The organism is Bacillus massilinigeriensis (assembly GCF_900117315.1).
Taxonomy (GTDB): domain Bacteria; phylum Bacillota; class Bacilli; order Bacillales; family Cytobacillaceae; genus Bacillus_BE; species Bacillus_BE massilionigeriensis.
Window position 1 is genome coordinate 1,002,829 of sequence record NZ_LT630337.1, and the last position, 18,205, is coordinate 1,021,033.

The window sequence follows — 18,205 nt, forward strand, 5'->3', positions numbered from 1 at the left end:
CTTTTTTTCTAGGTGGAAGGACATTTAGTTTAATATGAAAAAATACTCTTTTAGTTTACATAACATAATTATGGTTTAACGAAAATTATTCTGTTTTCCTACTAGTTATTCATCACTCTCTGAATTAATCGCTGAAAATCCTCCTCCCTATTTGAACTTTCTATAAATCGAGAATCTTCAACAATTTCTTGAAGCAATATTCTTTTTTTATTCTCATCCTTTACCTTTTGTAAAATAAAGCTTCGACTCTCTGACAAGAATTCAATATAGCTTTCATAACGATCATCGAACATTTCTTCAAGGGATTTACGAATGTATTTTGTAAGGGTTGGACTTGCGCCATTGGTAGAAACAGAGATTGTCAGCTTTCCTCTCTTAATCATAGAGGGTATAATGCAATTCGATTCATGAAAATCATCGGCAGCATTAATTAGTTGCTGAGGAAGGGCGGATTCCAAGACCATTTTGTTTGTCTCTTGATTATTTGTCGCAACAATGATTAAAAATGCCCCTGCTATATCAGTAGGTGAGAATACCTTCTCTTTCCAACAAATTGTGTTATCTTGGATTAGTTTCTTTATATCATCAGAAATTTGAGGACTTACAACTGTGATGTTTGCACCTGAAGAAATAAGTCCGTGAACCTTTCGAGTTGCTACCTTCCCTCCACCAATAACAACTACTTCTTTCCCGCTTAAATCAATGTGAATCGGATAAAAATCTTTCATCTTCAACTATTCCTTTCCAATGGAAATGGTCAGCATTTGTCACTTCATCGATTCTTTTTCTCAGCAAGGCAATTAAATCTCTATCAAAGCCTATTGGATTACATAATATCATTTTCTGAATAGGAAATTGAAGGGAGATTTCTTCTATTGAGCGCTTTATTTGTAAAGTAAATCCACCAGAAAAAAGCAAATAAGGTACAATATATATCTTTTGATCAGTGGATTTAGATTGAATTTGTAACACATTTCGATAATTGGGGCTTGCTTTTAAATATCCTAAAGCAATTTTATCAAAATATTTCTCCCCTATTAAAGATGCTAGTTTTTCAAATTCAAACTCGGCACCCTTATCCCTGCTTCCATGTGCTACTAATAATACTTTTTCATCCTGTTGATTTTGAAATCCCTTTTCCTTCAATCTCTTTTCCACAATATGAACCATTATTTCATCAATACCAATTGGTGATGCATAATAAAAGCTAGTGTCTGGAAATTGAAGTTTAGCTTTTTCAATTTCTAAAGGGATATCCACATTGGCATGAATACCTGAAAGTAACAGAATGGGAATAATGGAAATTTCGGTAGCCCCCTTGTCAACACAGCTATTAATCGCAGTTGGAATAGTAGGGTTTGCCTTTTCTAAAAAGGCGTATGCACCAATTGATGGCCTTAGCTCACTAATTGCTTTCGAAACAAAGTCAATAAAAGAACGATTTCCCTCTTCCGTCCGACTTCCATGACCAATAAAAATCATTGCTTTCATGAAGTGACCCCCTTCAATTCTTATCATAAGTCAATTAACCGTTAATTAATCCCTTAGGCATTCCACCATTGCTTGGCTTGTTGGACTTTCAGGTTCTCTATCTGGACATAAACCAAGCTGTGTTGCTGCAATCCTAGTCTTTTCTCCCATACAAACCACTTCAAGCTTTTGTAATGCCTCACTTGAAAGTATTGATTTTTTCAAAACCTCTTCAAAGAACATAAATACAGAGGCACTACTAGGAAAAATAACTGTATTTAGATCAGCCTCTTCTAACATTCTTTTAAAAATTGGGGTTTGCTTTTCATCTACCATTTTTTTACTAGTCTGCAAAAAGTCAAATTCTCCAAATTTTTCTTTATAACTTGAATCAAGAGAGTCACTTCCCACAATTAGCAGCGTTCCAATATCCGGAATTTGCGCTTCATGAGCGGCAATAAATCCTTTTCCTTTTAAGGCATTTATCGATTTAGTTGAGGAACCAAAGAATTTCCCCTGAACTTTTCGAACATCCATTCCATATTCGATAAGGTAATTGAAAAATTCATCTACCCCTTCATCTGAAGTAAAAAGGATTCGATCATACGTATCTATAATGGATATTATTCTTTGATCTGGAGGGAGAATTTCCTTTTTCCATTTTGGAAACTCAATAACGTCAGCCCCTTGATCCATTAACGTTTTTGCTAATGAACTAGATTTTGTACTCGTTCTAGCAAGAAGGATTTGACGTCCAAACAATGGTTTCTTTTCAAACCACATTAATTTTTCTCTTAATGAAACAATATTTCCTACTAAGGTAATCGCTGGGTTGGTAAAATTCTCCTTCCTTACCTTATTATTAATCGTTTCAAGAGTACCTTCTAATGTCTTTTGTCTGCCAAATGTTCCCCATTGGATAAGGATAACTGGAGTTTCTGGGGACTTCCCGCTTTTCATTAGGTTTTCACAAATATAGGGAAGATTAGAAATCCCCATATAAAAAGCAATTGTTTCAATACTTGTTGCCAAGCCCTTCCAATCTAATCTTGGTCTTCCATCCTCTGATTGATTGTGAGCTGTAACTAAAGCAAAAGACTCACCAAATTCACGATGGGTAACTGGAATTCCCGCATAAAGGGGTGCAGCAATCCCAGAAGAGATTCCAGGTACAATTTCAAAGGGGATTTGATGCATGACAAGGGCCTCTGCCTCTTCACCGACTCGTCCAAACACACCAGGGTCCCCGCCTTTTAGACGAACCACCCTTTTCCCTTCCTTAGCCTTTAATACGAGGAGGTCATTTATGGCTTCCTGGCGCAATACATGGCGATTTGGCAATTTACCACAATAGATAAATTCACAGTTTGATTGGGCATAATCTAGTAGTTTTGGGTTAGCTAAACGATCATAAAGAATAACCTCTGCCTTTTGAATGGCCTCTAACCCTTTTACTGTAATAAGACCAATGTCTCCTGGACCTGCACCAACTAATAATACTCTCCCTATTTTCATTGTCCCCTTATCCTCCTTGCTGTATCTTGCTTGTATTTATTTAATCAATTCTTGTATAAACCATTACTTGGTAAAAAAGAGGCGGGACTATTAGTCTCTGCCTCCCTATTTTTTACAAAAATAAATATATGCTATTCTCAGTCACTTCAATAGGATAAATCTTTACCTGACCATAACCTGGTGCTTCCACAGATCCATCGGTTAAGGATATTTTCCAATCTGAAATTGGACAGTAAACGTACTCTCCTGAAACTAAGCCGTCAGAAAGTGTCCCCCCTTTTGGTGAAGGGCTACGGTTTTCGATTGCTCTCACTGTTCCATTAGTTAAACGAAATAGTACGATATCCTCTCCATTTACTCGTACCACCTGTCCCATACGTTCGGGTAAAGATGAGAAGGAGGCAACCTCGATTTTTTGCAAAGTCTTTTCCATGTGTTTCACCTTCCATGATTATTTTACTGTAACAGGGATAGACCGAGTTTCATAGTATTTTTCTAATATATCTTTATTTTCTAAGGCTTCCTTCCAAGGCTCTGTATATCTCTCTAATGTTTTATTTATTCGATCGTTTAGTTCTTTTCTTGTTTGTTCATCCGCTAATACTTCTTTAATATGATCTAGTCCAACACGTTCAAGCCATTTGGATGTACGCTCTAGATAGTTTGCAGTCTCTCGGTAATATTGAAGGTAAGCCCCTGTGATTTCCATTGCTTCTTCCATTGTTTTAACAGTTGCAAGTAAGTCACCCGCCCGAAGATCCACACCTCCGTTACCGCCAACGTAGATTTCCCATCCACCATCAATGCCAACAAAGCCGATATCTTTTATTCCTGCCTCTGAACAGTTCCGTGGACATCCGGATACACCCATTTTGACCTTATGTGGTGTGTCAAGACGTTCAAATTTCTTCTCTAGCTCGATTCCTAGATCCATTGAGTCCTGAGTACCATAGCGGCAGAATCTTGATCCGACACATGTCTTTACCGTACGTAGGGTTTTACCGTATGCATAACCTGATTTCATTCCAAGATCTCTCCATACATTGGGAAGATTCTCTTTTGATATCCCCATTAGGGCAATCCTTTGTCCGCCTGTCATTTTCACAAGAGGTACATTGTATTTTTCCGCAACTTCAGCTATTTTTTTCAAGTCTTCTGCAGTCGTTACACCACCGTACATTCTAGGCACCACCGTATATGTGCCATCCTTTTGTATATTTGCATGCATTTTTTCATTCACAAGACGAGAATCCCGATCATCTGTATATTCCTCAGGATAAATCATACCGAGGAAGTAGTTCAATGCTGGACGGCATTTTGAACAACCCTCTTCTTCCTTCCAACCGAGAACATTCATGACTTCTTTCATGTTCATTAGCCCTTTTTCTTTAATTTCTGCAACCACTTCATCACGGCTTAATGTCGTACAACTACAAAGTGTTTCTTTCGTTGCAGTGGATGAATCATATTCGTCACCGAGAGTATGGGCTAGTATTTCGGAAATCATAGGTTTACAACGACCGCAGGAGCGCCCAGCATTCGTACATCCTCCTACTTCATCAACCGTCGTTAATCCATTGGTTCGAATAGCTTCCACAATGGCTCCCTTTGTGACACCATTACAACCGCAAACAAGCTCATCCTCCGCCATTGTTGCCACATCACTACCAGCTTCATCTGTACAAGTATCAGATTGGAGAATGGATCCACTGTTTAGCCCACTAACATCTTCATTTTTCGTCAGCATTCTAAATAGTCTTGTACTGTCCTTTGTATCACCATATAAAACAATACCAACGATTGTGTTATTACGAATGAGAACCTTTTTATAAACGCCTTCAAATTCGTTATGAATTTTTATTGATTTCGTTGTTTTGTCATCGAAGATTTCACCTGCAGAATACAAATCAATTCCAGAAATTTTTAATCCTGTTCCCACCACGGAACCTTCATAAGGTTTTGGGCTTCGACCACAAATCTTTTCAGCTAATACTTTCCCTTGTTCATAGAGTGGAGCAACCATTCCATATACAATTTCACGGTGCTCTGCACATTCACCGACTGCATAAACATTCGCAACACTTGTTTCCATATAATCATTTACGACAATTCCGCGATTAACATATATACCATGATCCTTTGCAAGGGAAACGTTCGGTTTAATCCCAACTGCCATAACAACTAGGTCAGCATCCACTTCTGAACCATCTTTGAAGCGAAGGCCCGTCACTCTTTCGTCGCCTAGAATTTCAACGGTTTGCTTTTCCATTAGGAAATTCATGCCTTGCTCTTCAAGTTCTTTTTTCAGCATACTTGATGCTGTTTCATCGAGCTGTCTTTCCATTAAGTTTGGCACTAAATGAACGACATCTACTTTCATTCCTAAGTTCAGTAATCCTCTAGCCGCTTCTAGTCCAAGAAGCCCCCCTCCGATTACCACAGCCTTATGATATTCCTTTGAGGTTTTGATCATTGTTTCACAATCTTGTATATCACGAAATCCTGTTACTCCCTCTTTATCAGAACCCGGGATTGGTAGGATAAAGGAACTAGAACCGGTCGCTACAATTAATTCATCATAGTCAACAACACGTCCAGATTCAGAAGTTACGGTTTTGGTTATTGTATCAATCTCTGTTATGGCTTCTCCAGTAAATAATTCAATATTATTTTCATTATACCAATTCCAGTCATTCATAATAATGTTTTCAATGGTTGTATCACCCTGTAAAACAGTTGAAAGCTGAATACGATTATAATTTGGATGTGGTTCACTTCCAAAAACTTTAATATCAAAAGTATCTTTGCTTATTTTCAAAATTTCTTCAATGGTTCGAATACCAGCCATTCCATTTCCGATCATGACTAATTTCTTTTTGTTCATCGAATAATCCTCCCCAATTGCGTGAGTATCAATCCTTGTTTGTTTAACACTTCACAAATGATGTTATGTACTCATTTTATTCGTTTTCTCATAAAAAATTTGTGAAGTTCATCACATATCAGAAAGATAAGTGACATTTTCATCATTTATACATATTTTATCCTTTATTCATTGTAGTGATAGTATAAAATGAGCAAGACGTGTTCACCTTTCCGATTTTAATAAAAAAAGATGCCTGACACTAGTCAAGCACCTTTAATATATATTCATTACGTTTTTACCTTGAAAATAAGGTTTAAAGAGGAACCGAAATCTTGTTTCTACTCCTAGCTATTGATTCTTTCTTACCATGCAAGAAATGATAAAGAATCATTGTGATGAGAACTGTAATACCTATTGCTAGATACATCATCCGATAACCCGCTAGTGGAATAAGAAAACCTAAGATATACGGTCCTATTCCATATCCAAAATCAATAAAAATGAAAAAGGTTGACGTAGCCAATCCCATTCTATGAGGCGGTGTAACCTTAATTGCGACAGCTTGTGCACTGGATTGAAAATTCCCAAATCCAAACCCAATGATGATTCCTGAAAGTAATAAAATAAGCCCCTGTGAAGCAGTACTTAAAAGCATCATGCCAATAGCAAAAAGAAAAAGGGCAGGATACATAATCATATTGGCACCTTTAAGATCAAACAATCGACCTGTAAAAGGTCTCGAAACCAAAATGGCTATTGCATACACTAAAAAGAAAAAGCTTGCCGTATCCACTAAATGAATCTCCATCGCATAAAAAGTTATAAATGACATAACACTGGAATAGCAAAAGCCCGCCAGTAAAGTTACTATGGCAATGGGCAGAGCCTTCATTTCAATAAAGTTTGAAAGCTTAAACCCTTTCATTTCATCCGTTTGTTCATTGGAAAGAATAATTGCCGGCACCTTTAGTAGGAAGGCAGTAAGAAAGCTAAATAGACCCAATCCTAAACAAAAGAAAAAGATGACTTGAAAATTGGCATGCTGGCTTAAATATAAACCAACGAATGGGCCTATGGCTGTTGCTAAGGTTGCACTCATACTATAGTACCCAATCCCCTCTCCTCTTCGGGTTTCCGGGATAACCTGTGCAACGATTGTTCCTGTAGCAGTACTACTAATCCCCAAAGCCACTCCATGTATTAAACGATTGATAAGCAGGAGTCCCAAATTATTTGCACCAAAATAGAAAGAAGTGGTAATAATAAATAGAATTAATCCAATAAATAAGATTTTCTTTCGACCAACAGTGTCAATAATTTTCCCTGTAAACAGTCTTCCAATTAATGCCCCGATAATAAAAATTCCAGTGACCAGTCCCGCTGAACTAGTTGATGCATGAAATTGTTCTACAGCGTAGACTGAGATCGTCACCATTAATAAGTAAAAGATTAGAGTTAAGAAAAAGTTTATGGACGAAACAATAATAAAATCCTTTGTCCATAATTTATTGTTAAGTTGATTCATCCTTTTTTCCCCTTATTTATGTTCTCGCGCACCATTCCCAAAGTACGTGTTACTGCTAAAATTTCTTCACTTGAAACACCATCTAAATGCTGCCGCTCTAAATTATCGAGATCCAAACGGATTTCATTAAATAATTGGAGCCCCTCCTCTGTCAGTACCATCCTTTTTTCCCTTTTATCCTTACCTGGAATATGTTCAACCAGGCCTAGCTCCTCTAAGCGGCTCACCGTACGAGTGATTGTGGGTTTTTCCACTCTTTGATGTTTTGAGATTTCTACAAGCGTTACCGACCCAGAATGATGGATTATGTCAAGTACGGCCCATTGAGAACGATGTAATTGATATTTCTCTAGAAGGCCGTTCAACTCATTCAGAAATAAGCGGTAGGTCATCATAAATTCATAAAAAAATTGACGAATCGACTCCATCTTCTCCACATTCCTTATCATTTATATAGTTACCTTAGATAATAGTTACCACAAGTAACTATAATATTAGAAATACATGCAGGATGTCAAGTGCTGCCTATTACATGTGCCGTTTCCAAATTTGATAAGATGAGCAATATCTTTCATTTTGAGATTTTCTATATCGACACTATTTTATTAATCGAGTTCGATAAATATTAGTAGGAACAAAAATAATAAATTTCACTGATTAGTTAGCATTAAAGACAAGAACAAAAGATGGAGCATTTGAATTTTATTAAAAAATAATGAATGGTAAAAAAAATACCCCCAGCAAGAGCTGGAGATGCCAAATAGAAACAATCTTTCCTTATTTTTTTAATAAATGGTCTTGTAACTGATCCCTTAGTGCGCGTTTTAAGAACTTACCTACGGATGTTTTCGGGATTTCCTCCATAAATACGATATCATCAGGCAACCACCACTTGGCAAATTGCGGTGTTAAAAATTCCATGATTTCGTCTTTTGATACCTTATCTTTGTATGCTGGCTTTAGAACCACACAGGCCACTGGACGTTCCTGCCATCTTTCATGTGGGACAGCCACTACACTTGCTTCAAACACAGCCTCATGCGCCATAAGTGCATTTTCAAGATCAACGGATGAAATCCATTCTCCTCCACTCTTAATGAGATCTTTTGTACGATCGACAAGCTTAATCACACCTTCTTCATCTACTGTGGCTACGTCTCCAGTATGAAGCCAACCATCGATAAAGGCCTCCTTCGTTCTTTCATCCCTGTAATACTCATCTGCAATCCAAGGACCCCTTAATAAGAGTTCACCCATATCCCTTCCATCCCATTTCACTTCACCATCACCAGATACAACCTTCATTTCTAACCCTGGAACGAGCAGACCTTGCTTCGAGCGAATATCGAGTTTTTCCTCAATATCTAAATCCAGCTGATAGCTCTTCAGACGAGAGAACGTCGCAAGTGGTGTCGTTTCTGTCATACCATAGGCGTGAAGGAAAGGAATATTATGCTTCATTTCATATGCTTTAATTAAACCTCTAGGTGCTGCAGAACCCCCACATAGCAAAGCCCGGACAGATGACATATCATAATTTCCTTGTTCAATCACCTGTAGAAGTCCTAGCCAAATGGTTGGCACACCAGCTGAAATTGTAACCTTCTCTTCCTGAATAAGTTCGGCGATGAGTTGAGGTGTAAACTGAGGTCCAGGCATGACTTGTTTCGTTCCAAACCAAGTGGCTGCAAATGGCAACCCCCAAGCGTTCGCATGGAACATTGGAACAATTGCCATGGCCGTATCTGATTCGGAAATGGCTACTGTATCAGCTAACCCTAACGCAAAGCTATGAAGCACTAGTCCCCGGTGAGAATAGACAACCCCTTTTGGATTCCCTGTGGTTGCTGAAGTGTAGCACATTCCAGCTGGTTCATTTTCATCAATATCTTTAACAAAAGGATAGTTTTCATTTCCTAGTTCTAATAATTCTTCATATGAAAATACTGGTGAGAGACTGGTTGATGGAAGTTCTTCTTTATCTGTCATGATAATAAAGGCTTTTACCGTCGTTAGTTCATCCTTCACTCTTTCTATTAATGGTAGTAAGTCTTCATCTATTAGGAGTACTTGGTCTTCTGCGTGGTTAACAATGTAGGAGATATGCTCTGGTGATAAGCGAATATTGATGGTATGAAGAACTGCCCCCATACCAGGTGCTGCAAAATAAATTTCAAGATGGCGGTGATGATTCCAAGCAAAGGTCCCGACACGATCCCCTCGCTGTATGCCTAGTTTTTCAAGTGCACTAGCAAGTCTTCTCGTTCTTTTTCCTATTTCACGGTAGGTAAAACGATGGATTCCTGAAAGCGTTCGTGATACTACCTCTTTCTTTGGAAAATACTTTTCTGCCCTTTCTAACAAAGATCCAACAGTAAGTGGTGTATTCATCATAATTACCATTCCCCCAAATGAATTATTTTTCAACAAATTTGATCTTCAACTTCTTTAAAAACTATTCTCCAGTAAAAAGCTCCTCTAATTGCTTTCTCAGTATAAATTTTTGAATTTTTCCACTAGCATTTCTTGGGAGTTCATCACAAAAGATGTATTTTCTTGGTCTCTTATATCTAGCAAGCTTGTCACTATTTTTACAGAATTCATCAAGTTCTGTTTCTGTTAATGATGGATTTTTTCTTACGATAAAGGCGGTGACACTTTCCCCCCAGTGATCATCTGGCTGACCAATAATCGCTACATCCATGACCCCTTCATGTTCATATAGAACATCCTCTACTTCCCTAGGATAAATATTTTCTCCACCGCTAATAATCATGTCATCGACCCGATCTTTTACCCAAAGATAACCATCATCATCTAAATAGCCTATATCTCCTGAATGATACCAACCCTTGTGCATTGCCTTTTCCGTAGCTTCCTCTCGATTAAAATAACCACTCATCATACAAGGACCTTTGACAATGATTTCTCCGGACTCTCCTGGAGGTAAAATATCATCAGGGTCTGATGGACCATCTTCATTCGGCCGAACGATTCGGATTTCATGATTCAATAAAGGCTGACCGGCAGAACCAGCTTTACGAATTTGATCTTCTTCTGTTAAAAAGGTTATTGCAGGGCCCATTTCTGTCATTCCATATGCTTGAACGAGCTGTACACCTAACCGATCCTGACAAGCATAAACTAGAGTTGGTGCCATCGGGGCAGCTCCATATAATCCTAGTTTTAAGCTTGATAAATCATATTGATCAAGATCTTCTTGGAGAAGCATATTCCACATCGTTGGTGCAGCAAAGAACTTTGTAATTTGCTCCTGTTCAATTAATTGCAGAACAAGTTTTGGCTCAAAATGATGCATAATCGTACTTTTTGCTCCAATATGTACTCTAGGAAGAAACGCACAATGAAGCTCTGCACAATGGAACATAGGTGCCACAACAAGCCCATTATCGTTTGATGATAGTCTTGTTCCATGGATACAAATTAAGCTTTGCTCTACCATATCTCGATGACGATGTATAACCCCTTTAGGTCTTCCCGTTGTTCCGCTAGTATACATAATGGCATAAATATCATTTTCGTCGACACTGGCATTGATTGGAGCATTGGATGCAGAAGATACTTTTTCATGATAGCTTGAAGCAAAGGATGGTACTTCGTCATCAATGGACCAGAAGGATATATGAGGAAAACGGTTTTCGATGATAGAAATGCTTGACTCAAGAGCTTTTTCAAATAATACAACCTTAGGTTCAGCATCACTTAAAATATAGGCAACTTCTTCAGCCATTAACCGAAAATTGATAGGATTGAGGATTGCCCCAATTTTTGTACAGGCGAAAAAGGCAGTGGCTAGCTCTTCTGTATTGAAAAGATAGGTTGAAACGCGATCACCCTTTTTCACACCCTCGCATAGGAGTGCATTTGATAATTTATTGACTTGTTCATTCCACTCACTGTACGTATACCGCACACTCTTCCGTACATCATAGATGGCTTCTTTGTTGGGATACTTTCCAACAGATAAATCAAAAATTTTCCCAATGGTTATCGACATACTTTCCTCTCCTATTAAGATTATTTTTGGCGGGTCATAAGGACCCATATTAGGATATTGATTATGTCTTCATCATGGTGGGAGTCATAAGTTATAGGAGACACCTCACACCCTGAGAAGTCTCCTATGTTAGTTATAATCCAAGATTTTTCGCAATGATGGTTTTCATGATTTCATTTGTACCTGCATAGATACTTGCGACAGGAATGTCTCGATATCTTCTTGCAATCTCGTATTCTTCCATATATCCATAGCCACCATGTAATTGCATACAATCTGTTGCTATTTTTCGTGCAATATCCGTTAGCTTCCATTTCGCCATTGAGACTTTGGTTACAATGTTTTTTCCTTTCAAATGATCCATTATTAATTGATCAAGGAAGGCTCTTCCCATTTCAACCTCAGTGGCCATTTCCACAATTTTAAATTGTGTGTTTTGAAACTTACTAATGGGTTGACCAAACGCTTCACGGCTTTTCACGTACTCGATGGTTTTCTTTAACATTTCTTCTGACGCAATTTGAGCTGCAATGGCAACAAGCAGTCGTTCCTGCTGTAATTTTTCCATTAAATATAAAAATCCTTTTCCTTCCTCTCCAAGTAGATTTTCCTTAGGAACCCTACAGTCTTCAAAAATCAACTCGGCAGTGTCTTGAGAATGTAATCCCACCTTATTTAACTTTCTTCCTCTTGAAAAACCAGGTGTACCTCGTTCAACTACTAATAAGCTAATTCCTTTATGCTTTGGAACCGCATTTGGATCTGTTTTACATGCAACTACCACTAAATCGGATTGAATTCCATTTGTAATAAAGGTTTTTTGCCCATTTAAAATATAGTGGTCACCATCTAGTTTTGCTGTTGTTTGGATATTGGATAGATCCGATCCCGTACCAGGCTCAGTCATAGCGATGGCTGTAATGATTTCTCCAGTTGTGCATTTTGGTAGCCAACGCCCTTTTTGTTCTTCATTTCCATAAGATGTAATATAAGGAACAACTATATCATTATGTAAGCCTACACCAACCAAGCTCGAACCCACCCTTTCAAGCTCTTCATTAATTACAACAGAAAAACCCCAATCAACTTCACTACCACCATATTTTTCATCAATATCAGGACATAAATACCCTTGCTCCCCCATCTTTTGCCAAAAGGAACGAGGAATTAATCGTTCATTTTCCCACTGCTCGTAAAAAGGATATGCCTCTTTCTCTAAAAATTTCCTCAAGGATTTTCTAAAAATTTCATGCTCCTCATTTAAATATGGATGACTCACGATAAATCTCCTCCCACTGTTCGTATGTATATATGAAAGCGTTTACGTTTGTCGTGATACCTAATAATGATTATGAAAGTATCTCTACAAACCTTAGAAACTATTAACTATCCATCTCCTAAATTATTCGAGAATTGTTATGGATTTTCCTCCTTTGTAAATAACTTCCTTCATTATCTTGTCATATATTTTTTATCGATGAAAAAATGCTTACCAAAACATTTATACTAAGACACAAAAAATTGAAGGAATTATTATTAATCCCTTCAATCCTTTCTCATTTTTTTGATGCTAATGTATCTCGATCTACAGCTTCTGGGATTTGCTCCATCCATCCGTAGTCAATCATTATTTCAAACCCATCCTCCACAAATAATGCCATATCCATTAAAAACTTAGCATACATTCCACCTATATCTCTTCTCCCGTTAGCTGATGAGGAATTACCATAGGACCTGATTTTCATCGAAAACATATCAATTTTATGAAAGAGCATTAGTTTTTCAGAAAATGGTGATGAAGTGGAAGTTGTAACTAAATGATCTAAGAGCGGTGGAGACGGCAAATGATCCTTATGCAAGTGTTGTGAGCATAATTCTATATGTTTGTTTGTAATTTCCTTCCCTCTTATCAAGTATTGTCTGACCGTTTCATGCTGTGAAACCTGGCTGAAACCAATTAATAACGCTTTACTTGTTACATTGTTTTCAATATTGTCATAAAGATGTGTAATCTCTAAAACATGGAGTGGTCTAACATTGCCAAAAAAACCATTAAGGTAATTTTGTTTTTTAATAAATTCAACACGTTCTGGTACTGGAATTGGCGGCGGTTTCATTAAAAAGCCTTTTGTTATTAAAGCATGATTTACATCTCTCAAAAAATCAACTGTTGAACTGACACATTGGTTTAGAAAATCAGCAATATCTTCTCTAATCATTAAAGGAACAGCAATTGAATATAGACTTAAACCTGCTTTTCCTGCATATTTCAAATAATGAAGATAAAACTCATCTGAAAATAATCGTGGTGCCTCAAGATTTACGTCTTTTTCTGTAAATCCAACCGGAATTGGGAATTTTTCCTTCTCCAATATATCTTTACTACTTTCTACAAATGATTGGCTTAAATGTAGGCCTTGATCTAATAACTTTTGAATTTCATCATCATCCACATGTTTAAGGAAATAGCTTAAAATTTGAATGGACATCGTATTACCCATGTAAATTGACCAAAGCTTTCCAACTTCTGCTGAAGTTAGGGGCTCATTATTGGGGCTTGGTTTAGGCTTAGCCACCTTTATTGTTTTTCTCGTATCCATAACTACTCCCCTTGGTTTGGTTTTCTTCTAGTGTTTACTTCTATTCAATATCTATTCCATTAAGTTCAAACAAAAAAGGAAGCATAAAATATAAAAAGCCCTACAAGATCCTGAATATTTCTTGTAGGGCTTAGTATTAGTTTTCTTCTATTTCTTTACGGTTTTTCTTAAACAGCTTAGATAATACTTCAAAAACAATCGGTACAATAAATAATGTTAACAAGGTCGAACTTGTTAAACCACCAATAACGGTGATGCCTAGGCTCTTTGTGATTAACCCTCCACCACCAGTACCGATAGCCAATGGTATTAACGCACCAACAGTAGCAATGGCTGTCATGAGGATTGGACGTAGACGAGTCGCACCCGCCTCGAGAATCGCTTCACGCATATTCATTCCATCACGTTCCATATGAATAATTCGGTCAACTAGTACAATCGCGTTGGTAACAACAATACCAATTAACATTAATAGACCCATCATTACTGATACCGAGATGGTTTCACCAGCTAGGTAAAGCCCAACAAATGATCCAATAACGGCAAATGGTAGTGAGAAAAGTATAGTAAATGGTGCTAGACCTTCACCAAATGTTACAACAAGGATAAAGTAGACTATCGCTATCGCGGCAATCATTGCTACACCTAGTTTTGTAAATGTTTCAATCATATCTGCTTGGACACCAGCAACATCAACAGTTACACCTTTTGGTATGTCTAATTGATCAATTCCCTTCTGTACCTCTGAGGAAGCCTTTGAAATATCCGCTCCAATGACAGTACCTGAAACAGAAGCGTAGTATTCACCTTTACTGCGTGATAGTGTATTTTGTGTTGTACCTTTTTTTACTTCAACAAGCTTAGATAATGGCATTGGCGTACCAAGAGCAGTTGGGACTGGAGTTTTTAACAGTTCATCGATATCTTTAGGCGGAGCTTTTTGCTCATGTTGAACAATCACATCAAGTTCTTCGCCATTTTTCTCTACAGTAGTTATGACATCCTTAGTATGATTTGGATTTAGCATCATAATGATTTGTCCTGCGGTTAAACCATACTGTAATAACTCTTGTTGATTCACTCTAAATGTGTATTCTACATATGCATCTTCTGTACTTGTCTCAACATCTTCTAGGTGTTTATTTTTCTTCATTATTTTTTCTACATCTTTTACTGTGCTATTTAGTTTATCTAAATCCTCACTGTATAAAGTGTAGCTAACTTCACTGGATCCAACAGAGGACATGGAAGAGAAATCTTGGCTTTTCCATTCCCCAGATTGACCAATATTAAATACATATTCTTCAATTTCATCGCGAACCTCTGAGAAGTTTTCCATATCTGGATCAAAGATTAAGTACATTAATGCACCGTTTGATCCCCCACCCATCATTGCTGACATCGGATCGCCTTCATCGGTGACTGATATTTGAACAATGTCAATATCCTCCCGTTTAAGCATCTTCTCTTCAACAGCTTTAACATTTTCTAATGTTTCTTCCTCTAACTCACCAGCTTTTGGCGTGTAAGTTAAATACATCACTTTTTCCTCTTCACTGCCCATAAAACTGAAACCAATGAGTGGAGTTAGCGCCAAACTTCCAGCTAATAAAACAACAGCAAGAATAGAAGTAATGATTTTATGATTAAGAGCCTTTTCAAGAACGCCTTTATACCACCGAGATAATATTCCGCTGTCCTTGTGACTACTTTCCGTCTTTTCTCCATACAATTTCTTCTTAAATAAGAAATGAGAAAGAGCAGGAACTATTGTAATTGCGACTATTAATGATGCTCCAAGGGCAAATGTCATCGTTAATGCAAATGGCATAAACAACTCACCAACCATACCACCAACAAAAATTAGTGGTGCAAATACTGCCACTGTAACTAATGTTGATGAGAGAATTGGTTTAAACATTTCAATGGTCGCTTCACGGATCAATGCACGACCATTTAATTTTTCCCCTTTTAAATGGAGTCTTCGATATATGTTTTCAACAACAACGATCGAGTCATCGATAACACGCCCAATCGCGACCGTAATCGCTCCGAGAGTCATGATGTTCAACGTAATATCCAACCAATGTAATAGCAATAATGCTAAAAATACTGATACTGGGATGGATACAATAGAAATGATTGTAGATTTGAAATCGCGTAGGAATAATAGGATTATTAATACAGCTATTAATCCACCGAATAAAGCTTTCTCTACCATTGTTGAAACAGATTCTTCAATCGGTTCACCTTGGTCAAGGGAAACATCGACTACAAGTCCATCGATTTTCTTTTCTTGTTCTTTAATTAAATCCTTTACCTTATTAACAACATCTACTGTGTTAGCTTGCTGCTCTTTCACTATTTGAATAGCAATCGCATCTTTACCATTTGTACGTGAAATAGATTGTACCTTACCGATGACTTCAACTTTTGCAATATCTTTAAGCTTAACAAATGGAGATGGCTGTGTTGCTGATGGGGTTACAGGAATAAGCATATTCTTTAATTCATCAGCTGACATGAACTTTCCGTCTACAGAAACAGCCTGTTCGCCTTCTTCAAACTCATAAAGTCCTAAAGAAACCGCAACATTACTTGCTTGAATTATTTCTTTTACTTTGTCTTCTGTTAGATCGTATTTTTTCAATTTAGCCTCATCATACGTAAGCTCAACCTCATTAATATGCTGTCCAGTCGTAGTTGCTGAAGCTACACCTTCAAGTTTTTCAATCTTCGGAAGTAAAATATCCTCGACTGTTGATGTTAATTCAACAATATCCTCTTTATCACTACTTACACTTAATGCAACAACCGGCATCATATTCATGCTGATTGCTGTGATGGTAGGCTCTTCTGCCGCCTCAGGTAAATTCACTGCATCGATGGCAGATTGTAAGGCGCGCTTCGCCTCATCCATATCTATCCCATATTCATATTCCACTTGAATACTTGACATATTTGAATAAGAATTTGAATAAACAAATTTTACATCCTCAAGGCCTTCAATAGCTTTTTCCAAAGGCATAGAAATATCGTCCATTACCTTTTCCGGAGTTGCTCCAGGATAGACATCCATCACCATTAAGTATGGTATTGATATATTTGGGATTGTCTCCATATTCATACGAGTTCCTGAATAAATACCTGAAGCAGTAATAATTATTGTTAATAACCAGACTGCTAGTTTATTCTTCAGGACAAAGTTAACTAAACCTTTCACAATTACACCATCCCTTAATTTGACTAATTAGGCTCATTTTTTTATAATAATGACTAATAAGTCATTTGTCAATAAAATTGGCACGGGAGAGATTGAATAAATGGTTAAAAAACAACTGATTATGGAGAAAGCATTGGAGCTTTTTGCCAAGCAAGGATTTGAGGCAACTTCAGTTCAACAAATAACTGAACTTTGCGGTATTTCAAAAGGGGCTTTTTACTTGTCCTTTAAATCAAAGGATGAATTAATTTTGTCCTTAATTGACCATTTCATGAAACAAATCACCTCCGACATTGACTATATGGTCAAAAGCACAAATGACAGGCAGCTACTATACACCTTTTATTACGCAGTATTTGATTCTTTTCATAAGCATTCTGATTTTGCCAAGCTCTTACTAAAGGAACAGGCACAATCCTTTAATGAGGAACTTTTAAGAAAAGTACATTACTATGACAGTTTAATGGACAAGACCATTTTGTTTATGATTGACCGCTTATTTAAAGAAGATATTCAAGACACAAAATACGACCTGCTTTATTGCATTAAGGGATTAATGAACAGTTATTCATCATTATTTATTTTTAATAACGTACCTTTAGATTTGGATCTTCTGGCTCAATCGCTAGTGGAAAAAACAAAATTACTTGCAGAACATACAACTATACCGTTTATTTCAAGTGAATTATTTTTCCAATTACTGAAAAGACCTAAGAAAGAGGAAGTAACAAAGGAGAGAATCCTCGAGGAGCTGGATCAAAAGATAAAAGAAATGGAACAATCCATTGAAAAAGAATCTTTAGTCCTGTTAAAAGAAGAACTACTTCAACCCTCGCTAAGTCAAGCGATAATTAAGGGGTTAATCGAAAATATTCGTTCCCATCCTCATTGTAAATGGGTTTCTTATTTACTTAGTAACTATTTTCAGTTTTAGAAGAAGGAAAGAAAAAGGTGCCAGGCACCATCCAAAAATTGGATGGTGCCTGGC

General features: G+C 37.2%; 13 protein-coding genes. 1 reads left to right on the top strand and 12 read right to left on the bottom strand.

Annotated elements, in window-relative coordinates; genetic code table 11:
• Positions 1–101: 101 nt before the first annotated feature.
• The 12 genes from BQ6100_RS05160 to BQ6100_RS05215 form a co-directional block, all read right to left on the bottom strand.
• Entirely contained in the window at positions 102–728 is a 627-nt protein-coding gene (locus BQ6100_RS05160; protein WP_075980654.1) for an NAD(P)-binding protein, read from the bottom strand.
• Positions 700–1,491 carry a sirohydrochlorin chelatase gene (locus BQ6100_RS05165; RefSeq protein WP_075980655.1) on the bottom strand — a complete coding sequence of 264 codons (792 nt, stop codon included), beginning with the start codon at positions 1,489–1,491 and terminating at the stop codon, positions 700–702. Before BQ6100_RS05165 ends, BQ6100_RS05160 begins: the two co-directional genes overlap by 29 nt.
• Positions 1,492–1,536: 45 nt before the next feature.
• The gene (gene cobA / locus BQ6100_RS05170; protein ID WP_075980656.1) at positions 1,537–2,985 is read right to left on the bottom strand and encodes a uroporphyrinogen-III C-methyltransferase; all 1,449 of its coding nucleotides are present in this window, start codon (positions 2,983–2,985) and stop codon (positions 1,537–1,539) included.
• A gap of 112 nt (positions 2,986–3,097) precedes the next feature.
• Positions 3,098–3,418, bottom strand: a complete 321-nt coding sequence (locus BQ6100_RS05175; RefSeq protein WP_075980657.1) for a nitrite reductase (NAD(P)H) small subunit — start codon at positions 3,416–3,418, stop codon at positions 3,098–3,100.
• 18 nt (positions 3,419–3,436) lie between these two features.
• Entirely contained in the window at positions 3,437–5,869 is a 2,433-nt protein-coding gene (nirB, locus tag BQ6100_RS05180; RefSeq protein ID WP_075980658.1) for a nitrite reductase large subunit NirB, read from the bottom strand.
• A 295-nt stretch (positions 5,870–6,164) separates the two neighbouring features.
• Positions 6,165–7,376: an MFS transporter gene (locus BQ6100_RS05185; RefSeq protein ID WP_075980659.1), complete on the bottom strand. Its 1,212-nt coding sequence runs from the start codon at positions 7,374–7,376 to the stop codon at positions 6,165–6,167.
• Positions 7,373–7,825: a MarR family winged helix-turn-helix transcriptional regulator gene (locus tag BQ6100_RS05190; protein WP_235816488.1), complete on the bottom strand. Its 453-nt coding sequence runs from the start codon at positions 7,823–7,825 to the stop codon at positions 7,373–7,375. The genes BQ6100_RS05185 and BQ6100_RS05190 overlap by 4 nt, the downstream gene beginning before the upstream one ends.
• Before the next feature lie 328 nt (positions 7,826–8,153).
• On the bottom strand, positions 8,154–9,770 hold the full coding sequence (locus tag BQ6100_RS05195) for a long-chain fatty acid--CoA ligase (RefSeq protein WP_173719812.1): 1,617 nt from the start codon (positions 9,768–9,770) through the stop codon (positions 8,154–8,156).
• A gap of 61 nt (positions 9,771–9,831) precedes the next feature.
• Complete coding sequence (locus BQ6100_RS05200; RefSeq protein WP_075980661.1) at positions 9,832–11,394, bottom strand: fatty acid--CoA ligase; 1,563 nt, start codon at positions 11,392–11,394, stop codon at positions 9,832–9,834.
• Between the two features lie 133 nt (positions 11,395–11,527).
• Positions 11,528–12,673, bottom strand: coding sequence for an acyl-CoA dehydrogenase family protein (locus tag BQ6100_RS05205; protein ID WP_075980662.1), 1,146 nt, complete (start codon positions 12,671–12,673; stop codon positions 11,528–11,530).
• A 277-nt stretch (positions 12,674–12,950) separates the two neighbouring features.
• Positions 12,951–13,994: a DUF3231 family protein gene (locus BQ6100_RS05210; protein ID WP_075980663.1), complete on the bottom strand. Its 1,044-nt coding sequence runs from the start codon at positions 13,992–13,994 to the stop codon at positions 12,951–12,953.
• Positions 13,995–14,130: 136 nt separating this feature from the next.
• Positions 14,131–17,217 (bottom strand): efflux RND transporter permease subunit, encoded by a 3,087-nt coding sequence (locus tag BQ6100_RS05215; RefSeq protein WP_075980664.1) that lies wholly within the window; start codon positions 17,215–17,217, stop codon positions 14,131–14,133.
• A 100-nt stretch (positions 17,218–17,317) separates the two neighbouring features.
• Between BQ6100_RS05215 and BQ6100_RS05220 the strand changes: the two genes are divergently transcribed.
• Positions 17,318–18,151, top strand: a complete 834-nt coding sequence (locus BQ6100_RS05220; protein WP_075980665.1) for a TetR family transcriptional regulator — start codon at positions 17,318–17,320, stop codon at positions 18,149–18,151.
• Positions 18,152–18,205: the final 54 nt, after the last annotated feature.

What these genes read in the sequence shown, in the direction of transcription:
- BQ6100_RS05200 (WP_075980661.1), bottom strand. Translation starts at nt 11,394, where the DNA reads ATGTCGATAACCATTGGGAAAATTTTTGATTTATCTGTTGGAAAGTAT.
- BQ6100_RS05210 (WP_075980663.1), bottom strand. Translation starts at nt 13,994, where the DNA reads ATGGATACGAGAAAAACAATAAAGGTGGCTAAGCCTAAACCAAGCCCC.
- BQ6100_RS05220 (WP_075980665.1), top strand. Translation starts at nt 17,318, where the DNA reads ATGGTTAAAAAACAACTGATTATGGAGAAAGCATTGGAGCTTTTTGCC.
- BQ6100_RS05175 (WP_075980657.1), bottom strand. Translation starts at nt 3,418, where the DNA reads ATGGAAAAGACTTTGCAAAAAATCGAGGTTGCCTCCTTCTCATCTTTA.
- BQ6100_RS05185 (WP_075980659.1), bottom strand. Translation starts at nt 7,376, where the DNA reads ATGAATCAACTTAACAATAAATTATGGACAAAGGATTTTATTATTGTT.
- cobA (WP_075980656.1), bottom strand. Translation starts at nt 2,985, where the DNA reads ATGAAAATAGGGAGAGTATTATTAGTTGGTGCAGGTCCAGGAGACATT.
- nirB (WP_075980658.1), bottom strand. Translation starts at nt 5,869, where the DNA reads ATGAACAAAAAGAAATTAGTCATGATCGGAAATGGAATGGCTGGTATT.
- BQ6100_RS05165 (WP_075980655.1), bottom strand. Translation starts at nt 1,491, where the DNA reads ATGAAAGCAATGATTTTTATTGGTCATGGAAGTCGGACGGAAGAGGGA.
- BQ6100_RS05190 (WP_235816488.1), bottom strand. Translation starts at nt 7,825, where the DNA reads ATGATAAGGAATGTGGAGAAGATGGAGTCGATTCGTCAATTTTTTTAT.
- BQ6100_RS05160 (WP_075980654.1), bottom strand. Translation starts at nt 728, where the DNA reads ATGAAAGATTTTTATCCGATTCACATTGATTTAAGCGGGAAAGAAGTA.
- BQ6100_RS05195 (WP_173719812.1), bottom strand. Translation starts at nt 9,770, where the DNA reads ATGATGAATACACCACTTACTGTTGGATCTTTGTTAGAAAGGGCAGAA.